This is a genomic window from Pontibacter fetidus, assembly GCF_010119545.1.
In the GTDB taxonomy this organism is placed as follows: domain Bacteria; phylum Bacteroidota; class Bacteroidia; order Cytophagales; family Hymenobacteraceae; genus Pontibacter; species Pontibacter fetidus.
In genome coordinates this window covers 19,468-40,780 of sequence record NZ_JAAEAA010000021.1, presented here as the reverse complement: position 1 = coordinate 40,780, position 21,313 = coordinate 19,468, and the positions used below count along the sequence as shown (strand labels likewise).

General features: G+C 46.9%; 17 protein-coding genes. 10 read left to right on the top strand and 7 right to left on the bottom strand.

The features are described from left to right. The first annotated feature begins 15 nt into the window (after positions 1 to 15). Positions 16 to 1,803, top strand: a complete 1,788-nt coding sequence (locus GWO68_RS14785) for a DUF6044 family protein (protein ID WP_162347242.1) — start codon at positions 16 to 18, stop codon at positions 1,801 to 1,803. 142 nt (positions 1,804 to 1,945) lie between these two features. Here the strand turns inward: GWO68_RS14785 and GWO68_RS14780 are convergent, their stop codons facing one another. From GWO68_RS14780 to GWO68_RS14765, 4 genes are all read right to left on the bottom strand, one after another. Then, positions 1,946 to 2,398: a YybH family protein gene (locus GWO68_RS14780; RefSeq protein ID WP_162347241.1), complete on the bottom strand. Its 453-nt coding sequence runs from the start codon at positions 2,396 to 2,398 to the stop codon at positions 1,946 to 1,948. 91 nt (positions 2,399 to 2,489) lie between these two features. Continuing rightward, complete coding sequence (locus GWO68_RS14775; protein WP_162347240.1) at positions 2,490 to 3,032, bottom strand: transposase; 543 nt, start codon at positions 3,030 to 3,032, stop codon at positions 2,490 to 2,492. A gap of 289 nt (positions 3,033 to 3,321) precedes the next feature. After that, a complete protein-coding gene (locus GWO68_RS14770) occupies positions 3,322 to 3,567 on the bottom strand; it encodes a hypothetical protein (protein ID WP_162347239.1) in 246 nt (81 codons plus the stop codon). A gap of 50 nt (positions 3,568 to 3,617) precedes the next feature. Continuing rightward, positions 3,618 to 4,466, bottom strand: coding sequence for a hypothetical protein (locus tag GWO68_RS14765; protein WP_162347238.1), 849 nt, complete (start codon positions 4,464 to 4,466; stop codon positions 3,618 to 3,620). 192 nt (positions 4,467 to 4,658) lie between these two features. Here GWO68_RS14765 and mfd point away from each other — a divergent pair, with 192 nt between their 5' ends. The 6 genes from mfd to GWO68_RS14735 all read left to right on the top strand — a co-directional run bounded on the left by mfd (position 4,659) and on the right by GWO68_RS14735 (position 14,825). After that, complete coding sequence (mfd, locus tag GWO68_RS14760) at positions 4,659 to 8,030, top strand: transcription-repair coupling factor (protein WP_162347237.1); 3,372 nt, start codon at positions 4,659 to 4,661, stop codon at positions 8,028 to 8,030. A gap of 37 nt (positions 8,031 to 8,067) precedes the next feature. Beyond that, positions 8,068 to 8,478, top strand: a complete 411-nt coding sequence (locus GWO68_RS14755) for a PAS domain-containing protein (RefSeq protein ID WP_162347236.1) — start codon at positions 8,068 to 8,070, stop codon at positions 8,476 to 8,478. A 165-nt stretch (positions 8,479 to 8,643) separates the two neighbouring features. After that, on the top strand, positions 8,644 to 12,861 hold the full coding sequence (locus GWO68_RS14750; protein ID WP_162347235.1) for a PAS domain-containing protein: 4,218 nt from the start codon (positions 8,644 to 8,646) through the stop codon (positions 12,859 to 12,861). Positions 12,862 to 12,888: 27 nt separating this feature from the next. Next, complete coding sequence (locus GWO68_RS14745) at positions 12,889 to 13,296, top strand: response regulator (protein ID WP_162347234.1); 408 nt, start codon at positions 12,889 to 12,891, stop codon at positions 13,294 to 13,296. 153 nt (positions 13,297 to 13,449) lie between these two features. After that, positions 13,450 to 14,238 carry a hypothetical protein gene (locus GWO68_RS14740; protein WP_162347233.1) on the top strand — a complete coding sequence of 263 codons (789 nt, stop codon included), beginning with the start codon at positions 13,450 to 13,452 and terminating at the stop codon, positions 14,236 to 14,238. Positions 14,239 to 14,402: 164 nt separating this feature from the next. After that, positions 14,403 to 14,825: a hypothetical protein gene (locus tag GWO68_RS14735; RefSeq protein WP_162347232.1), complete on the top strand. Its 423-nt coding sequence runs from the start codon at positions 14,403 to 14,405 to the stop codon at positions 14,823 to 14,825. Positions 14,826 to 14,867: 42 nt separating this feature from the next. Here GWO68_RS14735 and GWO68_RS14730 read toward each other — a convergent pair whose 3' ends face one another. Next, a complete protein-coding gene (locus GWO68_RS14730) occupies positions 14,868 to 15,446 on the bottom strand; it encodes a hypothetical protein (protein WP_162347231.1) in 579 nt (192 codons plus the stop codon). Positions 15,447 to 15,680: 234 nt separating this feature from the next. On the opposite strand from GWO68_RS14730, the gene GWO68_RS14725 reads away from it, so the two are divergent. The 3 genes from GWO68_RS14725 to GWO68_RS14715 all read left to right on the top strand — a co-directional run bounded on the left by GWO68_RS14725 (position 15,681) and on the right by GWO68_RS14715 (position 18,361). Then, positions 15,681 to 16,262 carry a uracil-DNA glycosylase family protein gene (locus GWO68_RS14725; RefSeq protein ID WP_162347230.1) on the top strand — a complete coding sequence of 194 codons (582 nt, stop codon included), beginning with the start codon at positions 15,681 to 15,683 and terminating at the stop codon, positions 16,260 to 16,262. Between the two features lie 53 nt (positions 16,263 to 16,315). Beyond that, positions 16,316 to 17,464, top strand: a complete 1,149-nt coding sequence (locus GWO68_RS14720) for a methionine aminotransferase (protein WP_162347229.1) — start codon at positions 16,316 to 16,318, stop codon at positions 17,462 to 17,464. A gap of 120 nt (positions 17,465 to 17,584) precedes the next feature. Next, positions 17,585 to 18,361 (top strand): amidohydrolase, encoded by a 777-nt coding sequence (locus GWO68_RS14715; RefSeq protein ID WP_162347228.1) that lies wholly within the window; start codon positions 17,585 to 17,587, stop codon positions 18,359 to 18,361. A 307-nt stretch (positions 18,362 to 18,668) separates the two neighbouring features. On the opposite strand, the gene GWO68_RS14710 is transcribed toward GWO68_RS14715, so the two are convergent. After that, positions 18,669 to 19,067 carry a hypothetical protein gene (locus GWO68_RS14710; RefSeq protein ID WP_162347227.1) on the bottom strand — a complete coding sequence of 133 codons (399 nt, stop codon included), beginning with the start codon at positions 19,065 to 19,067 and terminating at the stop codon, positions 18,669 to 18,671. Further along, positions 19,064 to 21,253: a T9SS type A sorting domain-containing protein gene (locus GWO68_RS14705; protein ID WP_162347226.1), complete on the bottom strand. Its 2,190-nt coding sequence runs from the start codon at positions 21,251 to 21,253 to the stop codon at positions 19,064 to 19,066. Before GWO68_RS14705 ends, GWO68_RS14710 begins: the two co-directional genes overlap by 4 nt. Between the last annotated feature and the right edge of the window lie 60 nt (positions 21,254 to 21,313).

Genomic DNA, 21,313 nt, shown 5'->3' with positions numbered 1-21,313 from the left:
AAGATTATTTCATCAATGGCTTTAAAGACAGTAGCACAAAATAAGAGCACCAGGTATAATTTAAGTCAACCAGAAGAAACTGGCAATGTACTTTTCTGGATAGGCTTGGCATTTGTAATATTGCTCTTTTCATTACCCAGAATACTTCTCGGCGAGGACTCTTATATAACTATACATGATAACCTGGACTCTGAGTTGGTTTGGAAAATGATCATGACCGAAGGCGGGAAACTAATCGGTGATAATGCAGTTACTCAACGGGTAATGAATGGCTTCCCTTCTAAACTATACCCGAGTCAGTTTAATATTTCTGTATGGTTTTTCCTGTTTTTAAGTCCCTTCCAGGCCTATGCGGTTAATGAGGTTGTGGTTCATGCCATAGCATTTATAGGGATGTTCCTGTTACTTAAAAGGTTCGTGTTACCATCAAAGAACTATAACTGGATTGTTTTGGGGGTATCAGTAACATTTGCTGCACTTCCTTTCTACTCTGTGTACGGTCTCTCTATAACAGGGCAACCATTCTTACTTTACGCTTTTCTTACACTTTTAAACAAAGGCTATAATTGGAAAAGCTATAGTATAATTGTACTGTATGCCTTTTACTCGAGCCTTCCTTTAACAGGCTTCTTTATACTTATAGTGCTGGCAGGGTGGTTTATAGTGCAATACTACCAGACTCGTGTCATTAATGTCCCTTTCCTTTTGGGCAGTATACTATTAGGCCTATGTTATGTAATTACAGAACATAATTTGCTTTATATGATGTTGTTGGAGTCCGGTTATGTGTCACATAGATTGGACTACGCTTCTGAGAATATATTTTCGAATGACATAAATGAATTAATTAAAAACACGACGGATGGTTTCGTTTTCGGGAATTACCATGCAGCCACAGTACACAGGCCAGTGTTGATAGCAGCTTTAATTGCCTTGATAATATCCTGGAGAAGAAAAGACTATAGAGCCTATGGCAATATTATGGTATTACTGGTAATTGCCTGGATATTGTCACTGATCCAAGCCGCGTATAAAAGCTATGCATTAGTAGAACTTAAGGATGCGATCAGCATCATAAAAACGTTTGACTTCTCCAGGTTCTTCTGGTTCAGGCCATTGGTATGGTTCGTAACCTTTGCACTTTCTTTGGTAGTTATAGCCAAGGGTAAAAAATGGGGAAAGGTACTGGCTGGTTTCTGTGTTTTGCTCCAATTGGCTTTCTGCCTGAAAAGCACCACCCAGACTACCAACGAGTTTAATGAAAATCGCCATCTGCTTATGGCAAAATATTTTGGTGCCCCAAGGCTGGAGCAAAACCTGTCTGTTACCTACAAAGAGTTTTATTCTGAGCCGTTATTCAAAGAAATCAAGGAATATATAAACAGACCTCAAGCATCTTACCGCGTTTTAAACATCGGTTTTCATCCTAGCATTGCTCAATTTAATGGGTTTTACACGTTGGATGGTTATCAGAACAACTATCCGCTGGAATATAAAAAACAGTTCAAAAAGATAATTGAAGAAGAACTTGCTAAAAACGACAAATGGCAGTCTTATTTTGATGGCTGGGGAAGCAGGTTTTATATTCTGCCAGCAGAACTGGACAATTACTATGATAATGTTAAGACAAAATCAGTTGTAATTAGGCAACTTAACATTAACACGTCTGTTGCAAAAAGTATGGGGGCTGAGTACATTTTTTCATCTATAGAAATCGAAAATGCGCCTGAGATTGGAATGCACCTGGAAAAAGTATTTGAGCATAAAGACTCGCCCTGGAGAATTTACCTGTATTCTCTGTAAGTTGGGCAGTGCTATAGTTTAAACCTAGTTACTGGTTAAAGCTCTTATATATCATCCATAGGTTAAACTGATGCTAATCCAGCGATAAGGAAAGGCAAAAGACGCGCACAGGTCTGGTAAACACTGTGAGGTCTTGTTATAGTTAATTCGAATGGTCGTGGAGTATTTTCCAGCCTTTATCAGAATGCTCAAATACCAGCGTATAGCGGCCGCTTTGTTTGGATGAATCCTGTGCAGTTAACGTATAACGGCCGGTTACCAATGCATGGCTGTTGCCTAAGGGGCGCATTTCCAGGCTATCGAAGCTTAAAGTTGAGGTTGGGGTGCCGGTTTCGGTAAAAGCGGCTTTGTAGTGCTCCTTCATCTCATTCACTCCAATCGGGCCTTTGGGTAGCATAAACGTAGCCGCGCTGTCATAAACAGTCACAAACTTATCCAGGTCGCCTTTGTTCCAGTCAGCTGTAATGGCATTTAAAGTTGGGATAACCTGCGTAAAATCAGCCTTTTCTTTTACAGTAGTTTCAGGGGAGTTACAAGCGGTAAACAAAAGGGAAGCAGCAAGTATAGCGCCGCTTATTGCATTCAATAGTTTCATTTTGTGTTGTGGATTGTGAAGTATGGATTTCGTGTAGCAAATATGCAATTTTTCAAATATTTATCACAGGCGAAGTATAAATTAGCTGGGTTTATACTTGCTGGTAAAATACATCTTCCGGCCACTTTTCCGGGTTACCCAAAATGTAGTCTTTGATCTTGAAATAGGCTTTATCGCTTCTGATGATGTGATCGTGGAAAGAGCGCTGCCAGGCAAAGTCTGTTAACCCTGCTGCCCGAATCAATTTAGAAGTGGTGGTTTTGTAAACGCCTATTAACTCTGAAATAGATTTGATTTTCTGAATTGGGTAAGTATAGTTTTCTGTTTCATCGGCAGATCCTCGCGCGGACAGGTCGCGACCTGTCACTACAAGTTCGCGGTCAATTTCGATGATGCCGTGTACATGGTTCGGCATTACCACAAAAGCATGAAGCAACACATACGGGTACTGTTTTTCAAGCCAGTTCCATTGCTGTTCTGCGACGGCGCCATATTCATTCAGTTGCATTTCTTCATTCACCACGTTGCCGAACACACAAGCCTTATCTTGCACACAAGATGTTATAAAGTACAGCGCATCGCGGCTATAGTCAAAACCATTCAACCTGTTCAGTTTCCGATCCGGCCATTTCATGGATGAAGTATACGGCCCCAGCGCAATTTGTATTTGGTGCAAGATGCCCCTGTAGGGACAGGTCGCGACCTGTCCGCGCGACAGGCTGTACGATGAAAATGGAACGGTTAATGCAGTAATACCCGATCCTGTTTATCCTTTAATCCTGTAAATCCTGATTCAGACATTCTTTCCGGGGAATGATTGCCGATGCACGATTCGGACAGGTCGCGACCTGTCCCTACAAAGGCGATTTGATGTTTCTACAAGCTGCTCTAACGCTAAACTTGCAGCATCTAGGGCATAAAGTTTAATAACCCATTTTGTTTCGAAAATCATCCCAATACTGTTCGTCTTTAAAAGGATAATCTGATTGCTTTTTAAAATAATCTTTAATCAGCTTAAGGAAAATACCTATAGGTACGAGAGCTAATGTGCAGCAAGCTAATGCATTTACCCATTGGCCATTATATAAACCAACAATAGCACCATATAAAGTGAGCACTCCAAAGCCTAATAAACCGAATCCCGATATTAGCCCAATTAATGTTTTCATGAGATTAAACTAGATTATAAAATTTATATTAGGCATATATCGGTCAGCTATTAACTAAGAATTTTCTTAAAATAAGCTGCTATCTTGTACAAGGTAAATCCTACTAATGCGAAAGACACTCCTGCGATAGCAGTTAGTATAATTGGGGTTGAAGAAGATGGGTAAGTCTTGAAAATCATCGTGAGCGCACTTACAAAAAAAACAGAGCCTAAAACTATTGAATAAATTAATGTCCTTTTTTGCTCCTCGTCGGGTTCTACATAATCTTTAACCCTAATTGAAGCATGAGTTATACTTGCCGTCACTTCAGGATACTCACCTTTATAGTTTTCAACAAGTAGATTAAACGTAGCTGATGATTCTCTATTTAGAACTGGGACATGGTACCTTCTTAATCTAGTAACAAAATCTACATCTCTTTGTAATTGCTTTGTTACTGCATCAATTTCCCCTTTGCTAATTCTTTCTAGTTCTTGGTGATATCTTGTATTTACATCAGTTTGATAATTAAAGAATTCATTTGTAAGAAGAAGCAGCGCATTATTCTCATCTAACACACCATTATTTGCTAAAATAACGCTTCCATTATCAACGTTTAGATCAACCACAATATTGGTAATATCCTTACTACTTTGATTGAAGATTTCAACGGTAAATAAATTTAAATTCTTCGCCTCATAATCATTATTATAAATAACTTTAATATGTCCCCAATGGTCATCTTGAGTAGAAAAAGCGATAGGTTGCGAAGAAATCTTTCTCTTCAAAACAGTTATCTTATTCTTAAACTTTTCTAAATAAACGCCAATAATAACACTTGCCAAACCAGTAAAAATAAAACCTATGATGGCAGGCAGTACTGATTTAATGATTTCAGGTGTGATAAATATCTTATCCATAATAAAGTTAAGGAAGAAGGTTTGCAACCAATATTCAAAAATAGCAATATTAATTGCTTTATTATAATATCCCTCCCCACCTCCCCTCCCAACAAAACATTAACTTCCGTATCTTTGTAAAAGACCTACCAGCAGAACACGGCTATACGATAAGCCCTGTGTTCTGCCTTTCTTGTTTTGTAATAGAGCTGAATGAAAGTATCTGATTTTTTAGAACTGTACCGCCTCGATGGCATGGTGCAAACCATAGCCGAGCGACTGAAAACGAACAACGCCTACCGCCTGCAGCTAAAAGGTATAGCCGGTAGTTTGGATGCTGTGCTGGCTTCGGCGGTGTATACTATAAATTACCAGCACCAACTCTTCGTTCTCCACGACAAAGAAGAAGCAGCCTATTTCTATACCGACCTGAAGAACCTGCTCGGCGACGAGAAGGAAGTTCTGCTATTCCCGACATCTTACAAACGCCCTTATAGTTTCGACGATACCGAGAATGCCAATATATTGATGCGGGCCGAAGTGCTTAACCGCCTGAACCAGAAAACTGGAAAAGGTGAGCTCATCGTTACTTACCCCGAAGCGCTGACCGAAAAGGTGATCAACAAAAAATCGCTGGTTGAGAACACGCTGGGCGCGAAGGTGGGCGAAAAGCTGGATGTGAATTTCCTGAGCGAGATGCTGGCTGAGTATGGCTTTGAGCGCACCGAGTTTGTGTACGAAGCAGGCCAGTATGCTGTGCGTGGTGGTATTGTGGATGTGTTCTCTTACGCCAATGATTTGCCGTATCGCATCGAACTTTTCGGCGACGAGATCGAAAGTATAAGAACCTTCGACCCGGACACGCAGCTATCTGTAGAGACCAAGAAATCGATCTCGATCATCCCGAACGTACAAACCAAACTATTGCAGGAAACCCGCGAAGCATTCCTGGATTTTTTGCCTGCCAATACCAACATCTGGTTTAAAGATGTGCGCCAGACGCTGGATGTGATCGATGAGTATTTCGATAAGGCTTCGCAGGCGTTTGAGAAGCTGATGGCCGGTAGTGGCGGCATGCAGATCGTATCGGACCCGGAGCAACTTTTCCAGACGCAGAAGCAGTTTAAGAAGCTGCTCGATAATTTTAACATCATCGAGATCGGAAAACGATTTCATTTTAAGTCGGCTGAAGTAATACAACTACAGGCCAAGCCACAGCCATCCTTTAACAAAGATTTTACGAGACTGGTAAAAGACCTGCACGAGCATCAGGGCGCTGGTTTCGTGAACATTATCGCTACGGACTCCCCGCGCCAGATCAACCGCCTGACCATGATCTTTGATGAGCTGGACCACGACGTGCGTTTCCAGCACCTGGCTATTTCGTTGCGCGAAGGCTTTATAGATCAGCTACTAAAAGTAACCTGCTACACAGACCACCAGCTGTTCGACAGGTTTTATCAGCACAAGGCCAAGGAAGGACACTCCAAGAACAAGGCCATGACACTGAAAGAGCTGCGTTCGCTGCAGCCCGGCGACTACATCACACACGTAGACTATGGCATCGGCCGTTTTGCAGGCCTGGAGAAAGTAGAAGTGGGCGGCCGTTTGCAGGAAGCCATTCGCTTGGTTTACCGCGACGACGATCTGCTGTACACCAGTATTCACTCGCTGCACAAAATAAGCAAGTATAGCGGCAAAGAAGGCGGCCCGCCAAGTATGAGCAAACTGGGATCGCCGGAGTGGGAAAACAAGAAGAAAAAGGTAAAGAGCAAGGTAAAAGATATTGCTGCCGAGCTTATTAAACTATACGCCAAGCGCAAAGCTGCGCCCGGTTATGCCTTCACCAGAGATGGCTTTTTGCAGGCCGAGCTGGAATCGTCGTTTATTTACGAAGATACCCCGGACCAGGGCAAAGCCACTGAAGACGTGAAAACCGATATGGAGCAACCGCACCCAATGGACCGCCTGGTGTGCGGCGACGTGGGCTTTGGCAAAACCGAAGTGGCCATTCGCGCTGCTTTTAAAGCGGCCTGCGATGGCAAACAGGTAGCCGTGCTGGTACCTACCACCGTATTAGCCATGCAGCATTTCAAAACTTTCCGCGATCGTCTGGCGCAGTTTCCGGTTACTGTGGATTATATAAACCGCTTTAAAACTGCCAAGGATACCAAAGAAACCCTGAAGCGTGTAGCCGAAGGCAAAGTGGATATTCTGATCGGTACGCACCGAATCGTCAGTAAGGACATCAAATTTAAAGACCTGGGCCTGCTGGTAATAGATGAAGAGCAGAAGTTTGGTGTAAAAACCAAGGACAAGCTGAAGGAAATGCGCATAAACGTGGATACACTTACGCTTACGGCCACACCTATTCCGCGTACGCTGCACTTCTCCCTGATGGGTGCCCGTGACCTTTCGGTAATAGCCACGCCACCACCAAACCGCCAGCCAGTACAGACAGAGCTGCATGTATTTGATGAGATTCTGATCCGCGATGCAATTTCGGCTGAGCTGAAGCGTGGCGGACAGGTATTTTTTGTGCACAACCGTGTAAAGGACATCGACGAGATCGCTAACATGATCCTGAAACTGGTGCCGGATGCACGCATTACGTTTGCCCACGGGCAGATGGATGGCGAGCTGCTGGAAAAACGCATGATGAAATTTGTGGAAGGCGAGTACGATGTGCTGGTCTCAACTAACATCATTGAGTCTGGCCTGGATATCCCGAATGCCAATACCATCATCATCAACCGGGCGCACATGTTTGGTTTGTCCGATCTGCACCAGATGCGTGGCCGCGTGGGTAGATCCAACAAAAAGGCTTATTGCTATTTGCTTACACCACCGGTTTCAGGGTTGCCTTCCGATGCCCGCAAGCGCCTAAGCACACTGGAAGAATTCTCTGACCTGGGCGAAGGCTTTAAGATTGCGATGCGCGACCTGGATATACGTGGAGCCGGTAATTTGCTCGGCGGCGAGCAAAGTGGCTTTATTACAGACCTTGGTTTTGAAATGTATCACCAGATTCTGGATGATGCCGTGAAAGAGCTGAAAGAAACAGAATTCAGGGAGCTGTTTTTGGGCGATAACCTGGAGCAGTTTATAGAGCCGGTGCGCGACTGTAACATCGAAACCGATATGGAAGTGCTGATACCGGACTGGTATGTGGGCAACATCTCGGAGCGCTTGAATCTGTACAGCAAACTCGACAGCACCAAAGACCTGGACGAACTGGAGAAACTGCGGGCAAGTATAGTTGACAGGTTTGGCCCACTGCCTGAAGAAGTACAGAAGCTGGTAGAGATCGTGAAACTACGTTGGCAGGCACAGCAGCTTGGCTTCGAGAAACTGACGATCAAGAAAGAAGTAATGAAAGGCTACCTCCCAAGCGAGAACAACGACAAATACTTCCAGTCCGATACCTTTGGCAATATCTTAAAGTATGTGCAGCAGCACCCGCGCCGCTCACGGCTGAAAGAGGCCAAAGATAAGCTTATAGTTATAGTGGAGGATATCCGGAGTATAGCAGATGCAAAAGAAGTGTTTGAAGAGTTGGGGGTAAAGGAAATAACGTCTGCATAATTTCTCCCGTAATGTGATGACGTAAAACCAATTGCAGATGGATGTATCAATATACAAGCAGGTAAAGAGCGCACTAGATGTAAGTTATAAGTACCTGACCGAGTTTATGGATGCATTGCCGCAAATGTGCTGGACCGCTGATACTGCCGGGAAGATCTTATACTTTAACAAAGCCTGGTATGCGTACACCGGCATGATGCACAATCAAACACAAGGGTGGATAAATGTTATTTATCCCGAAGACTCTTCCCGTATTATCGCAAGCTGGAACAATTCGCTGACTACTGGAGACTACCATGAAGAGTACCGAATCCGGAATAGTAAAGATGGCTCTTACAGGTGGTTTCTGGAACAGGCTATGCCTATCCGTAACGAAGATAACGAAGTAATTATCTGGTTTGGCACTTACACCGATATCGAAAATGAAAAGCAGTTTACAGAACCCTGACTAATTGCAATCCATTACACAACTATAGTTACAAGTAACAGCATCTCAGGTAGTAGCCTAAAATTTAGAGTTCTCTCATCAAATAAACATTTGAATAGGAAAATTCTTTAATTAAATTTACTCACTTGCCTATCCCATTACAGGTAAGGAAATACTTTTTTGGCTATGTCCGCTCAGCAACTGATTGCAACACCCGATCTTGGTCCGATCTTTCGTATGTTACCCGGCTTGTATGTGGCTCTTACTCCGGAGCTTACCATACTGGAAACTACAGACGCGTACCTGAAGGCGCACCTTACGTCGCGCAGTACACTGCTTGGCCAACCCTTGCTACAGTCATATGCCGAGATGTCTGCTTTACATTGCGCCCCACCTGTGCACGCACTGGAAGAGTCGCTGCAACATGTAGTGCTTTACAAGCAAACACACCATATTCCGGAGTTTTGCTATAGTATGAAGCTGCCTAAGGCACTGGGTGGAGGCATTAAAGAATATTACTGGAGCATTACCAACACCCCTGTATTTAATGCGGAGGGCAACCTGCTTTACATACTGCACGAGGTACAGGAACTGCCAGAACGTAAAGATTATACAGGCAGCCACCACAAACCGGAACACATTTCGCTCATCACAAACGCTGTTAAATCTGTATCGTGGGAGTATGACCTGCTGCACAATAAAATGTACTGGGGAACCGGACTGCAGGAAATACTGGGTTACACACCAGAAGAAATGGGACCTGGAGGCGAGTCGTGGGATGAACGCGTACACCCCGAAGACTTTGAGTCCGTGCAGGCAAGTATAGAACAAGCCAACACATCGGGCAGCAAAATATGGACGGGCGAGTACCGTTTCCGAAAAGCCGATGGCACCTACATACCCGTACTGGACCAGGGCTACATCATCTACCACACCGACGGAAGACCGATCCGGACGCTTGGCTCTATCATAGACCTTTCGGAGAACCATAAAGAGGAAGAAGAACTAAAGGAAAGTGATGCCCGTTACCGCCACCTGCTGGAGGTGCTGCCCCATATGGCCTGGTTATCGGATGCAAAAGGCAGGGTGCTTTACTTTAACAAAAACTGGTACACCTATACTGGCATGCCTACCAGCCAGACCGAAGGCTGGACAAGCGTAATACACCCCGAAGACACAGCCATGCTCTTAACAGAGTGGCATAATACCCGAGCGGAGGGTGTGCCTTACGAAATCGAATACCGCCTACTCAACCATCACGACAAAAATTACCGTTGGTTTCTGGAGCGTGGCGTACCTATCTATGATAAGGAAGGCAAACTGCAACTATGGGTTGGCACCCTGACCGATATTGAAGAACAAAAACAGGTAATGGAGCGCATCCGCGAAAAGGACCTGCAGCTCGAAAACATCCTGAACCATTCGCCGGTACATTTCTGCCTGCTGAAAGGCCCCGAACATATCTGCGAGTATATAACCCCAGGCGTAAGCCTGCTGTTCGGCAACCGCAAATACCTGGATAGGCCTGCCCGCGACGTATGGCCGGAGCTGCAAGAAACCCCATTCTTTACGATTCTGGATGAAGTGTACAGCTCTGGCAAAAAGGTACAGACCATTGAGTATAAACTAACAGTAGACCTTCGCAGAAACGGCGAATTATCGGATATATACCTTAACCTGGAGTACAGGCCACTTACAAACAGCACTGGTACCGAAGGCATACTTGTATCAGCCATTGATGTTACCGAACTGGTAAAAACCAAGCAGCAGATGGCGCAAAGCCAGCACAGCATCCAGTTGCTGTCTAAAGCCACCCGCTCTGTTACCTGGGAGCAGGACGTTAGAAGCAAAAAACTAACCTGGAGCAAAACCTACAAAGAGCTGTTTGGCTACTCAGATGCAGACCTGGAAACTGACTCCGGCACCTGGGATAAAAACGTTCACCCCGAAGACTATAACAACATCCGGATAAGTATAAATGCTGCAATAGCCAAAGGCCGCAAAACCTGGGCCGGTGAGTACAGATACCGTAAAGCAGATGGCAGTTACGCAAGCGTGCTGGACCACGGGTACATTATGTACGATGAGGCAGGCAACCCGGAGCGTATGCTGGGATCTATAGTTGACCTTACCCGCCAGAAACAACACGACCTGGAATTGCTGTATAACAGCGAGCGCTTTAAACGCATTGCTATGGCCTCCTCTGACGTGATCTGGGACTGGAACCTGCAGGACGACAGCCTTTGGTGGAGCGATGGCTACAGCACACTTTTCGGGTTTGAGGAGCAGCGTGCAGAGTTGCAGATAGATTCCTGGACAAACTATATTCACCCGGAAGATTTGCAATGGATAAAAAAATCTATCCAAAAAGCTATAGAGAGCAGCGCCAAAACATGGGAGGCGGAATACCGCTTCCGGTGCGCTGACGGCTCTTACAAACTGATACTGGACAAAGGCCACTTTATACATGATGCATATGGCAAAGCGATCAGGATGTTTGGCTGTATGGTGGATGTTACGGAAAAGCGGGCCATTGAAAAACAGTTACAGGAGAGCAATGACCGCACCCTAAAAATCATGGAGTTGCTGCCGCTCATGACCTGGACTGCCACCCCCGAAGGGCTCGTGAACTACTTTAGCCAGCGCTGGTACGACTACACCGGATCTACTCCCCAGGAAATGGAGAATAACGGCTGGAAAGACCTGATACACCCGGATGACCTGGAAATAACATCTAACCTGTGGGAACATGCCATTGCAACAGGCAGTAAATTTGAGGCTGAGAACCGTTGGAAATTTGCAGCAGATGGTACGTACCGTTGGTTTCTGGCACGCGCAGTACCCATCCACGACGACGAAGGCAACATAACTATGTGGGTTGGCTCACACACCGACATAGAAGAGCAAAAACGGTTTATGCTGGACCTGGAAGAGAGCAACAATAAATTCCGCTACCTTACCGAGTCGAGCCCGCAGATTGTGTGGAGCGCTAACCCCAATGGCAACATTGACTTTACCAGCAAGCAGTGGAACGAGTATACCCAGATGACGATAGAAGAATCGCTGGGATATGGCTGGGAGCCCGCCATCCACCCGGACGACCTGCAACCCCTGCTCGAAAACTGGACACATTCTATAGTTACCGGCGACCTATTTTATGTAGAGGTGCGCGTACGCAACGTAAAAACCGATACGTACCAGTGGTTTATTATAAAAGCGCAGCCACTGCGTAACGAGGATGGGGAAATAGTAAAATGGTATGGCGTAGGCATTAACATAAACGACATGAAAGTGCTGCAGGAGCAACTGCAGGAATCAGAACAGCAGTTCCGGTTTCTGACAGAATCTATACCGCAAATGGTATGGACGGCTACTGCAGATGGCGCTACAGATTATTTTAACAAGCGCTGGATTGCCTATACCGGCCTGTCGCTTAAAGAAAGTACAGGTCCTGAGTCGTGGTTAAAGGCCTTGCACCCCGATGACCTGCAAATGGCATTTGAGCGTTGGCAATACTCTGTACAGACTGGCGCCTATTACGAGATAGAATATCGCATCAGGAACGGAAGAGAAGGCTCTTATCGCTGGTTTCTGGGGCAGGGCATTCCGATGCACGATGCACAGGGCAATATTGTGAGATGGTTTGGCACCTGCACCGATATTGAGGATCATAAAAAAGCTGAAGAAGAACTGGTAGAAAAAAACCTAGAACTGGAACGTATAAACCAGGACCTCGATAGCTTTGTGTATACTGCGTCGCACGACCTGAAACTGCCTATCGTAAACATGGCGGGTATCTTTAACGAGCTTACGCTTAGCACCGAATTTAAAGATCCGGACGCGCAGCAGCTTATTGGTATGTTCAATAAATCGCTGGAGCAGATATATGTAACTATAAACGACCTGGCCGAGGTAGTAAAAGTGCAGAAAAGCCATACACGCACCCATGAACTGGTAAGCCTGCAGTACCTGACCGAAAAAGTTACGCTGAGCATACAGGACACCCTGCAGGCCACAGGCGCAACTATAACCACCAATTTTGAAGAAGTACCGTTGCTGGCTTTTGGTAAAGCAAACTTAAAAAGCATACTTTACAACCTGATCAGTAATGGCATTAAATACCGTAAGCAGGACCAGAAGCCAGAGATACATTTAAGCACTACCCGGAAAGGCGATTACGTAGAACTTAAGGTACAGGACAACGGTATAGGGATTGACATGAACAAACATCAGAACAAACTGTTTCAGATGTTTAAACGTTTCCATAACCACGTAAGCGGCTCCGGGCTGGGCCTGTATATTGTAAACAGGCTGCTGACAAACAGCGGCGGGTACATTAACATAGAAAGCACTATAAACGAAGGCACCACATTCTATTTATACTTTAAACAGAAACAAGCATAGCGTGCCTGCACAAATAAAATAAGCCACATGAAGCGACTACACACTATCCTGCTCATCGACGACGACGAAACAACCAACTACCTGAACCACCGGCTGCTTTCGCGTATGAACACCGCTGACGAAATACGGGTAGTAACCAACGGCGAAGAAGCACTGGACTATCTGGGCAAAGCCTTTGCCGGCACTGAAGGATATCCCCGCCCCGACCTGATATTTGTGGATATTAAAATGTCGGTGATGGATGGGTTTGAGTTTTTGGAAGAGTACCAGAAATTTGATGAGGCAGACAAAGCCAGAACCGTTATGATGATGCTTACCTCATCGGCCAGCTTTTACGACCTCGAAAAATTAAAACAGTTCCCGGAAGTGCTAAAGCATTACTCCAAGCCCCTGGCCGAAGCTGATGTGCGCGAGATAATAGAAGAGCATTTTTAAACCACTGTTGACACACAAACTATAGCGGGATGCCTTTTGCAAAAGGGCATCCCGTTGCTTTTACAGCCTGACCATCAACTATAGCCCTGCCTGCCTCGTAAAGATAGGTACCTGCCATATGGTAGCAATTGATGATTAAAAAGACTGAAAGCAATGGCAAACTATAATGAAGACGAAAACAAACGCGTAGACCGGGAACAGCACCGCAGTGGCATGGACCAGAACCTGCCACAACAACGCTATGGCTACCGTGCCCCGAAAGATCAGAAATGGGATGAAGGCAACTATTTCCATACCGGGCCAAGCCGCAGCGGCGCACAGGACCGCGACAAGCAAACCCGCTACACAGGCCCTTCGCAGCAACACAACTATAGCAAAGACCAGAACGCACACCTGAACGAACACTACGGCAGCCGCCCTAACAGCTCTTACCGCAACGAGCGCTCTTACCTGGACCACGGCGATTCGTTTAATTCGGATACCTATAACAGGCAGCGTGACATGGGCAGCTCGCAGCCCGGCAACTATAACGAGCCACCTACCAGCCGCTACGAGCAATGGAACGATGTGCCAGGCGGCAGAAGCCGTTACAAGGAAACCGATTTCAGGTATGGCAGCGGTACACATAACTGGTACCAGGAAGGCCGTTATACACCAGACAGCACCCCGGAGCCACAACGCGACAACAGAAGCTTTTTTGGCCGCATAAAAGACACCTGGAACGACATTATGCACTCAGATGACCCGGACTACCGCCCAAGCCATGGCTACCCGACACACGAAGACCGCAGAAATGAGCGAAAACGTTACGGAAACGACCTTTACAACAGGCAGCAGTTTAACCGTGGCTACGAAGGTGGTCCGCGCTGGGCCGACGAAACAGACTCTGGCAACGATAGTTTGTACGATGATGAAAACAGAGGCCAACGTTTCAGGAGGTAGTTGCGTATAGGGGAAAAGGTTAGATAGATTGGTTATAGATTAGTTTTAGTTAGTAAAAGCGAAGCAGGCACCACTTGCTTCGCTTTTTTTATGCCCGGCCAGCGCATCAACCTCCTCACATTGCCGTCGTAAACCACTATAAGTACCAACCAAACTATAACGCTATGAGACACGAACAGGATTTTGACGATAGACATTACCGCAACAGGTTTAACGAAGAACGCAACCGCCGCCCCGAAGACTTACAAAACGCGCAAAACCGCTGGGGAGAACCTGACCACGCAATGCAACCGCCGCATAATGACCGGGAAAGGTTTGAGCAGGACCGGGACCGGCACAACAACTATAACCCGTACCAAAGCTGGGCTCCGTTTGAGCAACGCGACAACCGCCACTATCAGAACAACGACCGCAGACCCAACTATAGAAACCAGGAATCTGAATGGCAGCGCCACAACGACCACTACGGCAACTATAACCAACACGCCAACGACCGCTGGAACCAGCCTAACGAAATGCACCACCCACACCACCCGCGGCACGCCTCTGAACGGTTTTACAGAGAACAGCGCAGGCGCAACTGGTAATAACAATCCCCTGGCACCACAAACAGCCAGGGGATTGTTGTTTCAGAACCGTTGCCTTACACCAATACCAACAGACACAAGTTCGGGCAGGCCAGGCACCAGGCTTACAGACAGGTCGGTTTTACCTTGTAGTTTATAGTTGTACTCCAGTTCGCCGGCATACCAGTAAAACTTATATTGCCAGCCACCGCCCTTGTTAAAATAACCATCATCTTTGTAGCCAACTATGCGGTTCCAGTCGCGGCGGTACACCAGGGTCGGGCCGATGCCGCCATTGAGGGAGTGCCTGTTTTTTTGGAAGATGCGGCCCCGCCAGCCAATGTGAGTAAAGCCCGCCAACGATGCAGCACAATCAGCATACAAGCCCTGCTCTAACCTGATGGCATGTACATTCCGGACTATAAAGCGGTCGTAGCCTACTATAGCGCCATAGTTAAACGTTATGTAGCCTTTGTCATCGAGTCGGTTCGGGAATATTTCTGGGTGCGGGCTTTCTTTGAGGTGTACCGAGAGGCCAAAAGCTTTTACCGTGATGGCATTTTTATACGCTTCATCCGTTTGCTGCGCCAGGCACGGCATAGCAACTATAGCCAGCAGCAATATGACTGAAAAACAACGCATCCGTTTTGCTATACGAGAGTTAAACTTAAACTATAGAAGGACTTATTAACGCAAAGGCAGAAAGCGTGAGGGATGGAGCGGTTGTATGAGCTCCTATTGTGAGGCACGAACGATAGAGCGAGCCGCGAGAGCCCGACGGCCCGGCCGGCACGCCCAAACTATCGCTCTTTACAGACTATAGTTTGAAAATAAAGCGATCAACAATCAGCAACTTAGTACCTTTGCAAAACAGCTATGGCCCAACTCGATGAATTACTGCAACAGATACGCGCCTGCCGCATTTGCGAGGAGCATTTGGCGTTGGGACCGCGGCCGGTATTGCGTGCAAGTGCTTCGGCCAGGCTGCTTATAGTTGGGCAGGCACCGGGCACCAAAGTACACGCCAGCGGCAAACCCTGGGACGACCAGAGCGGCAAACGTTTGCGCCACTGGCTTGGGCTGGAGCCGGAAGTGTTTTACGACGAGAGCAAGGTAGCTATCGTTCCGATGGGGTTCTGCTACCCGGGCAAAGGCAAAAGCGGCGACCTGCCACCCCGCCCCGAATGTGCTTTGCACTGGCATCAGCAGTTACTGGCTTTGCTGCCAAACATTGCGCTGACTTTACTGGTAGGCAAATATGCCCAGGATTATTTCTTAGGCGATAAAGCTGCTACAACTCTTACCCAAACCGTAGCCAACTGGCGCGAGTATTTACCTGACTACATGCCAATGCCGCACCCCTCGCCGCGCAACCAGTTCTGGGTAAAACATAACCCCTGGTTTGAGCTGGAGGCCGTTCCGGTTTTGCGCGAACAGGTAAATCAGTTGCTCTCTTAACCCTAACTATAGTATATTCGTTGCAACAAACTCTTACTGATAAAAACAACCCTATGGCAAATTACCCAACCAGCAAACTACCTGATGTAGGCACCAGTATTTTCTCGGTGATGTCGGCACTGGCCAACGAGCACAAGGCCATTAACCTGTCGCAGGGCTTCCCGGACTTTAACTGCCCCGAGGAGCTGATGGAGCTGGTTACCAAGTATATGCACGCAGGCTTTAACCAGTATGCGCCTATGCCTGGAGTGGTAACATTGCGTGAGAAGATTAGTATTAAAACTGAGAAACTGTACGGTTACCGCCCCAACCCCGACACGGAAATAACAGTTACATCGGGTGCAACCGAAGCTATTTATGCCGCTATTACGGCTGTTGTGAAGCCTGGCGATGAAGTGGTAGTGCTGGAGCCCTGCTACGACTGCTATGCACCTGCCATCCGGTTAAATGGTGGTATACCGGTGTATGTGCCGCTGGCGCTGCCTGGCTTTACTGTGGATTGGGATTTAGTAAAGCGACATATTTCTTCCAAAACACGCCTCATAATTATAAACACGCCGCATAACCCTACGGGCGCCGTTATGACCAAAGCCGACATGGACGAACTGGCGCGTATCGTGGATGGTAACGATATTTTTGTAATAAGCGATGAAGTATATGAGCACATGGTTTTTGACGGGCAGAAACACCATAGCGCCCTGGAAAATGAGATACTTCGTGAGCGCAGCTTTGTGATATCGTCGTTCGGAAAAACCTACCACACCACTGGCTGGAAGATTGGTTATGCTGTAGCGCCTCCTGCTTTAACGGCAGAGCTCCGTAAAATGCACCAGTTTATTACGTTTTGCACGGTTACGCCTCTGCAACTTGCCATCGCCGATTTTATGGATAACGAAGCCCATTACCTGAACCTACCGGACTTTTACCAGGAAAAACGCGATGCTTTCTGTGAATTGCTGGCGCCCTCCCGGTTCGAGCTTTTACCGTCGGCGGGTACGTATTTCCAGTTGTTGAAGTATGATGCTATTTCCGGGGAGCACGACCAGGATTTTGCCCGCAGGTTAGTAACCGAAGTTGGAGTGGCTGCCGTACCGGTTTCAGCTTTCTACCATAACAAAACCGACCACCATTACCTGCGTTTCTGCTTCGCCAAAAGCAACGAAACCCTCTGCGCCGCCGCCGAAAAGCTGGTGCGTTTGTAAGGTTTGATTGTTGATGGTTAAATTGTTGATTGATCAGCTAAAGTAAAAGACACAAAATATTGCGTCTCTACATTTTTTAACTTTCTAACTTACCCTTTTCTAACTTTCTAACTCTTAATCATGAATCTTCGGGTAACGATAGTACAGACGGAACTGCACTGGCAGGATGCGGACGCGAACAGACAAATGTTTGCGCAGAAACTGGCTGCTGCTAATCTGCAGACAGACCTTATTGTGCTGCCTGAGATGTTTACCACCGGTTTTAGTATGGATGCCGCTGCACTGGCCGAGCAACCGGAAGGTAAAACGCTGCAATGGATGAGAGAGCAGGCTGCCAACTATAGCGCTGTAGTTACCGGGAGTATTATTGTGCAGGAGAGTGACCACTTCTATAACCGTTTGTTGTGGGTAAGGCCGGATGGCAGTTACGAGCAGTACAATAAAAAGCACCTGTTCCGGATGGCAAAAGAGCATCATACCTATACTTCCGGAAGTGAGCTTTTGACAGTTGAGCTGAAAGGCTGGAAAGTTTGCCCGTTGGTGTGTTATGACCTGCGTTTCCCGGTGTGGAGCCGCAACACTGGTAACAGATATGATCTTTTGCTTTATGTAGCGAACTGGCCTAAAGTACGCAGCCTTGCCTGGCGTACCCTGCTACAAGCCCGCGCTATCGAAAATATTGCTTATGTAGCTGGCGTAAACCGCATCGGCACCGATGGCAACGATCATCCTTATTCCGGCGACTCCGCCATCATTCACCCAAAAGGCCATAAACTTATAGAAACCACCGAACAGGAAAGCATCCTGACTATAACATTAAGTAAACAGGAGCTACTGGACTTCCGAGAGGCTTTCCCGGCGCACCTGGATGCAGATGAATTTGAATTGAAGGGCTAAGTTTTACATGAAAAAAGTTTATGCTGGCACGGATCTGTAATCCGACTGGGGCAGAGACTCAACTATAGTTCGACACGAGACGCAGATCCCGATTATTTCGGGGCGAGGACGCTCGCGCCATAGCTAGTAGTTTGTTAGAAGTATAAAAATGCTCTTTCGGACTTCCAAGTCCGAAAGCCCACTGCCGGGGATTTCCTAATCCCCGTGTTGCAGTTTACGCGGATTAGGAAATCCGCAGCAGCTATAGTTTCGGATTAAGAAATCCGAAACAGCGGTAGGTAGAGTGCTTATCAACTATGGTAAAACCTCAACTATAAAACTGCTTTGCTACTTTTATCAAATCTACATCATCCTGCCCAACTATAGCTTTTAATTCGGGGCGGGCTTGTACCATGCGTTGTAGGCGGCTGTGCTCATTTCTGAAAACTATAAGCTGCTCCTTCTGCCCTTCCAACACCAACTCCAGCAACGGAAAAATACTTCCAAAACCGGCATCCATCGTAGCGCTTTCAATATAAACTATAACCTGTGTGGCTTCCTGTAGTAACTTCCGGGCATAGTGCAGCACCAGTTCCCCCGACCCCGAATCTACGTCCAGCATGGCTACATCCGGGAGTTGCTTTTTTACCTGCTCCAGCAGCGGGTTGCCATAAACTATAGTTTGGTCTTCAGCTAATAGCCGGATGTACAACAGGGCTTTCATCATTGTACTACAAATTTTGCGGTTTTATACTTGCCTTGCCGGTTTACTGCCCACAGGAAATACATGCCCGCTTTCAGGTGTTGTAAGGGCAGGCTGCTGTATTGCTTATAGTTGTTGCCACTGCTATAAACTTTCTTCCCGATGGCATCATAAACCACAAATGTTACCGGCTCCGAAGCCTGCACACGCGCGGGTGTTTTTTTGTCAGTCAGGTTGGGGTACACTTCTACGGCGAGCCCATTTGTTGCATCAGGATTTTGCTGGTAGCCAGATATTTGCTGTAGTAAGTAAAAGCCACCACCCTGGGTACCTGCTACTACATATAGTTTGCCTGCTCCGCCCAATGCTGCTACGGCTATACTTGCGCCTTTGCCCAGGTTGGTCGGGAGCAGCTCGTCAGCAAAAGTGTTTTCCAGGATGTTTGTTTCGGGGGTAAAGGTTTGGTTAAGTATAGCTGCCAGGTTACGATAGATGTTTATAGTTCCGCTGTCGTCAGTAGTCAGTAAATCTATCGTTCCATCACCGTCTATATCTATCGTTGTTGGGTGCAAAAAGCGCTTATCGAAACTGAAACTGATGCCGCCCAGGTTGGTTTTAGCTAAACTATAGTTTGGGGTGCCTGTCGTGCCGGTATTGGTGTATAGTTGCAGCTCGCCGGTCGCTTTGCCCAAAATCATATCCAGGTCGCCGTCTTCGTCAGCATCAAAAAAAGCAGGGGCATCGCCGTCAGTTACAGTTAAAAGCAACAACCTGTCAGCCCACCTATAGCCTGGTCCGGGCAGGTAAACTATAGTTGTAGCATTGGTCTGCGCATTTTTAGACGTTAGTACCAGGTCTGGTTTGTTATCGCCGTTAATATCTGCAAATGTTGGTTTTATGTGGAGCAGTTGCTCGCTTCCGAGGTTCAGGTAATCATCTTTAACCAAGGTAAAGGCCGGATTTGTGGCGGTGCCGGTATTCTGGAAATAACTTATAGTTGCCACATAGTTGCCATTGCGGTAAGCGCCTTTGTTGCCAGCCAGCATATCCAGGTCGCCGTCGTTGTCCAGGTCCGCAAATGCCGGGTAAGCGCCTTCGCCTAAATCCAGCATCTGGTCCTGCAAAAAATTATCCTGCACAAACGTAAGGTCCGGGTTGTTGGCGGGGCCGTTGTTTTTGTAAAGCCACACCGACCGCTGCAGTTCCGGCTTTACCTCGTTAGTATTGGCTAAATTAGGCGCTACCAAAAGATCTGGTATCCCGTCAAAGGTAACATCCTCGTAGTAAGCGGCCGGAAATTTATTTAAGCTGATCCTGCGCGAGCTTCTCGGGAAAATAGTGGTCAGTTCATCCATTCGGGCTTCCTGGGCTGTGCCTTTGTTTTCCATCAGCACCAGGTCGTCGCATTGCACTGAGCCAGTCAGTAACTCTTTATCGCCATCCGCATCTAAATCCAGCAACAGCAAACTACTGCCCGTGTGCCCCGAATGCAGTGGTCCGGCTACCCGGCAGGCCGCGTTAAAAACATAGTTGGTACAGCCGTCGCACTCGGTTATGCCACCCCACCAGGTACTGTTTCGCGCAAAGGTAAGCGAGTTGCAGCCCAGGTTATTTTCTACGCGCATGTTCTGGTAATACTCCAGCTTTTGCCCATGCGAGAACTCCGACACCAGCACATCCAGGTCGCCATCGCCATCCATGTCATCTATAGCTGGTACGTCGGCGGCCAATAGCTGCAGGTTTACGCCCTGGTTGTAAACGATGGCTTCTTCGGCAACTATAAATTTAGGCAGGTTGTTGATACCTTTTTCCTGGCGGTAAACTTTAATGCCCAGCGCCGTGCTGGTAAAAATATCTTTCAGACCATCGCAGTTATAGTCGCGCAGCAGCACCCAGGCCTGCAGGTCAGCGGGGAAAAGCGCCTCGTACTCCGGGCTATACTTATAGACCCAGGTTCCGTTCTTCATCACGGCCAGCCAGGTAAATACTTTGTGCTGCATTCTATCATAAGCAAACAGGTCGGGCTGGTTATCGAAGTTAAGATCTATCGTCGAGAATTGTGGAGAGCTTAACCCACCGCTCCAGGGTTGTGGCAACGCTGCCTGGTTTATTGTTACCGGCACATCGTGGCGCAATACAAACTGCAATGGCTGTTGGGCTATAGTTGTAGTAGCGATCAGCAACAGGAACAGGGTAAATAACTTTTTCATAGAGCGATGTAAGGAGCGTTGCGGTGCTGTAGTGCCTTTACGGTTTTGAGTGTATATTGC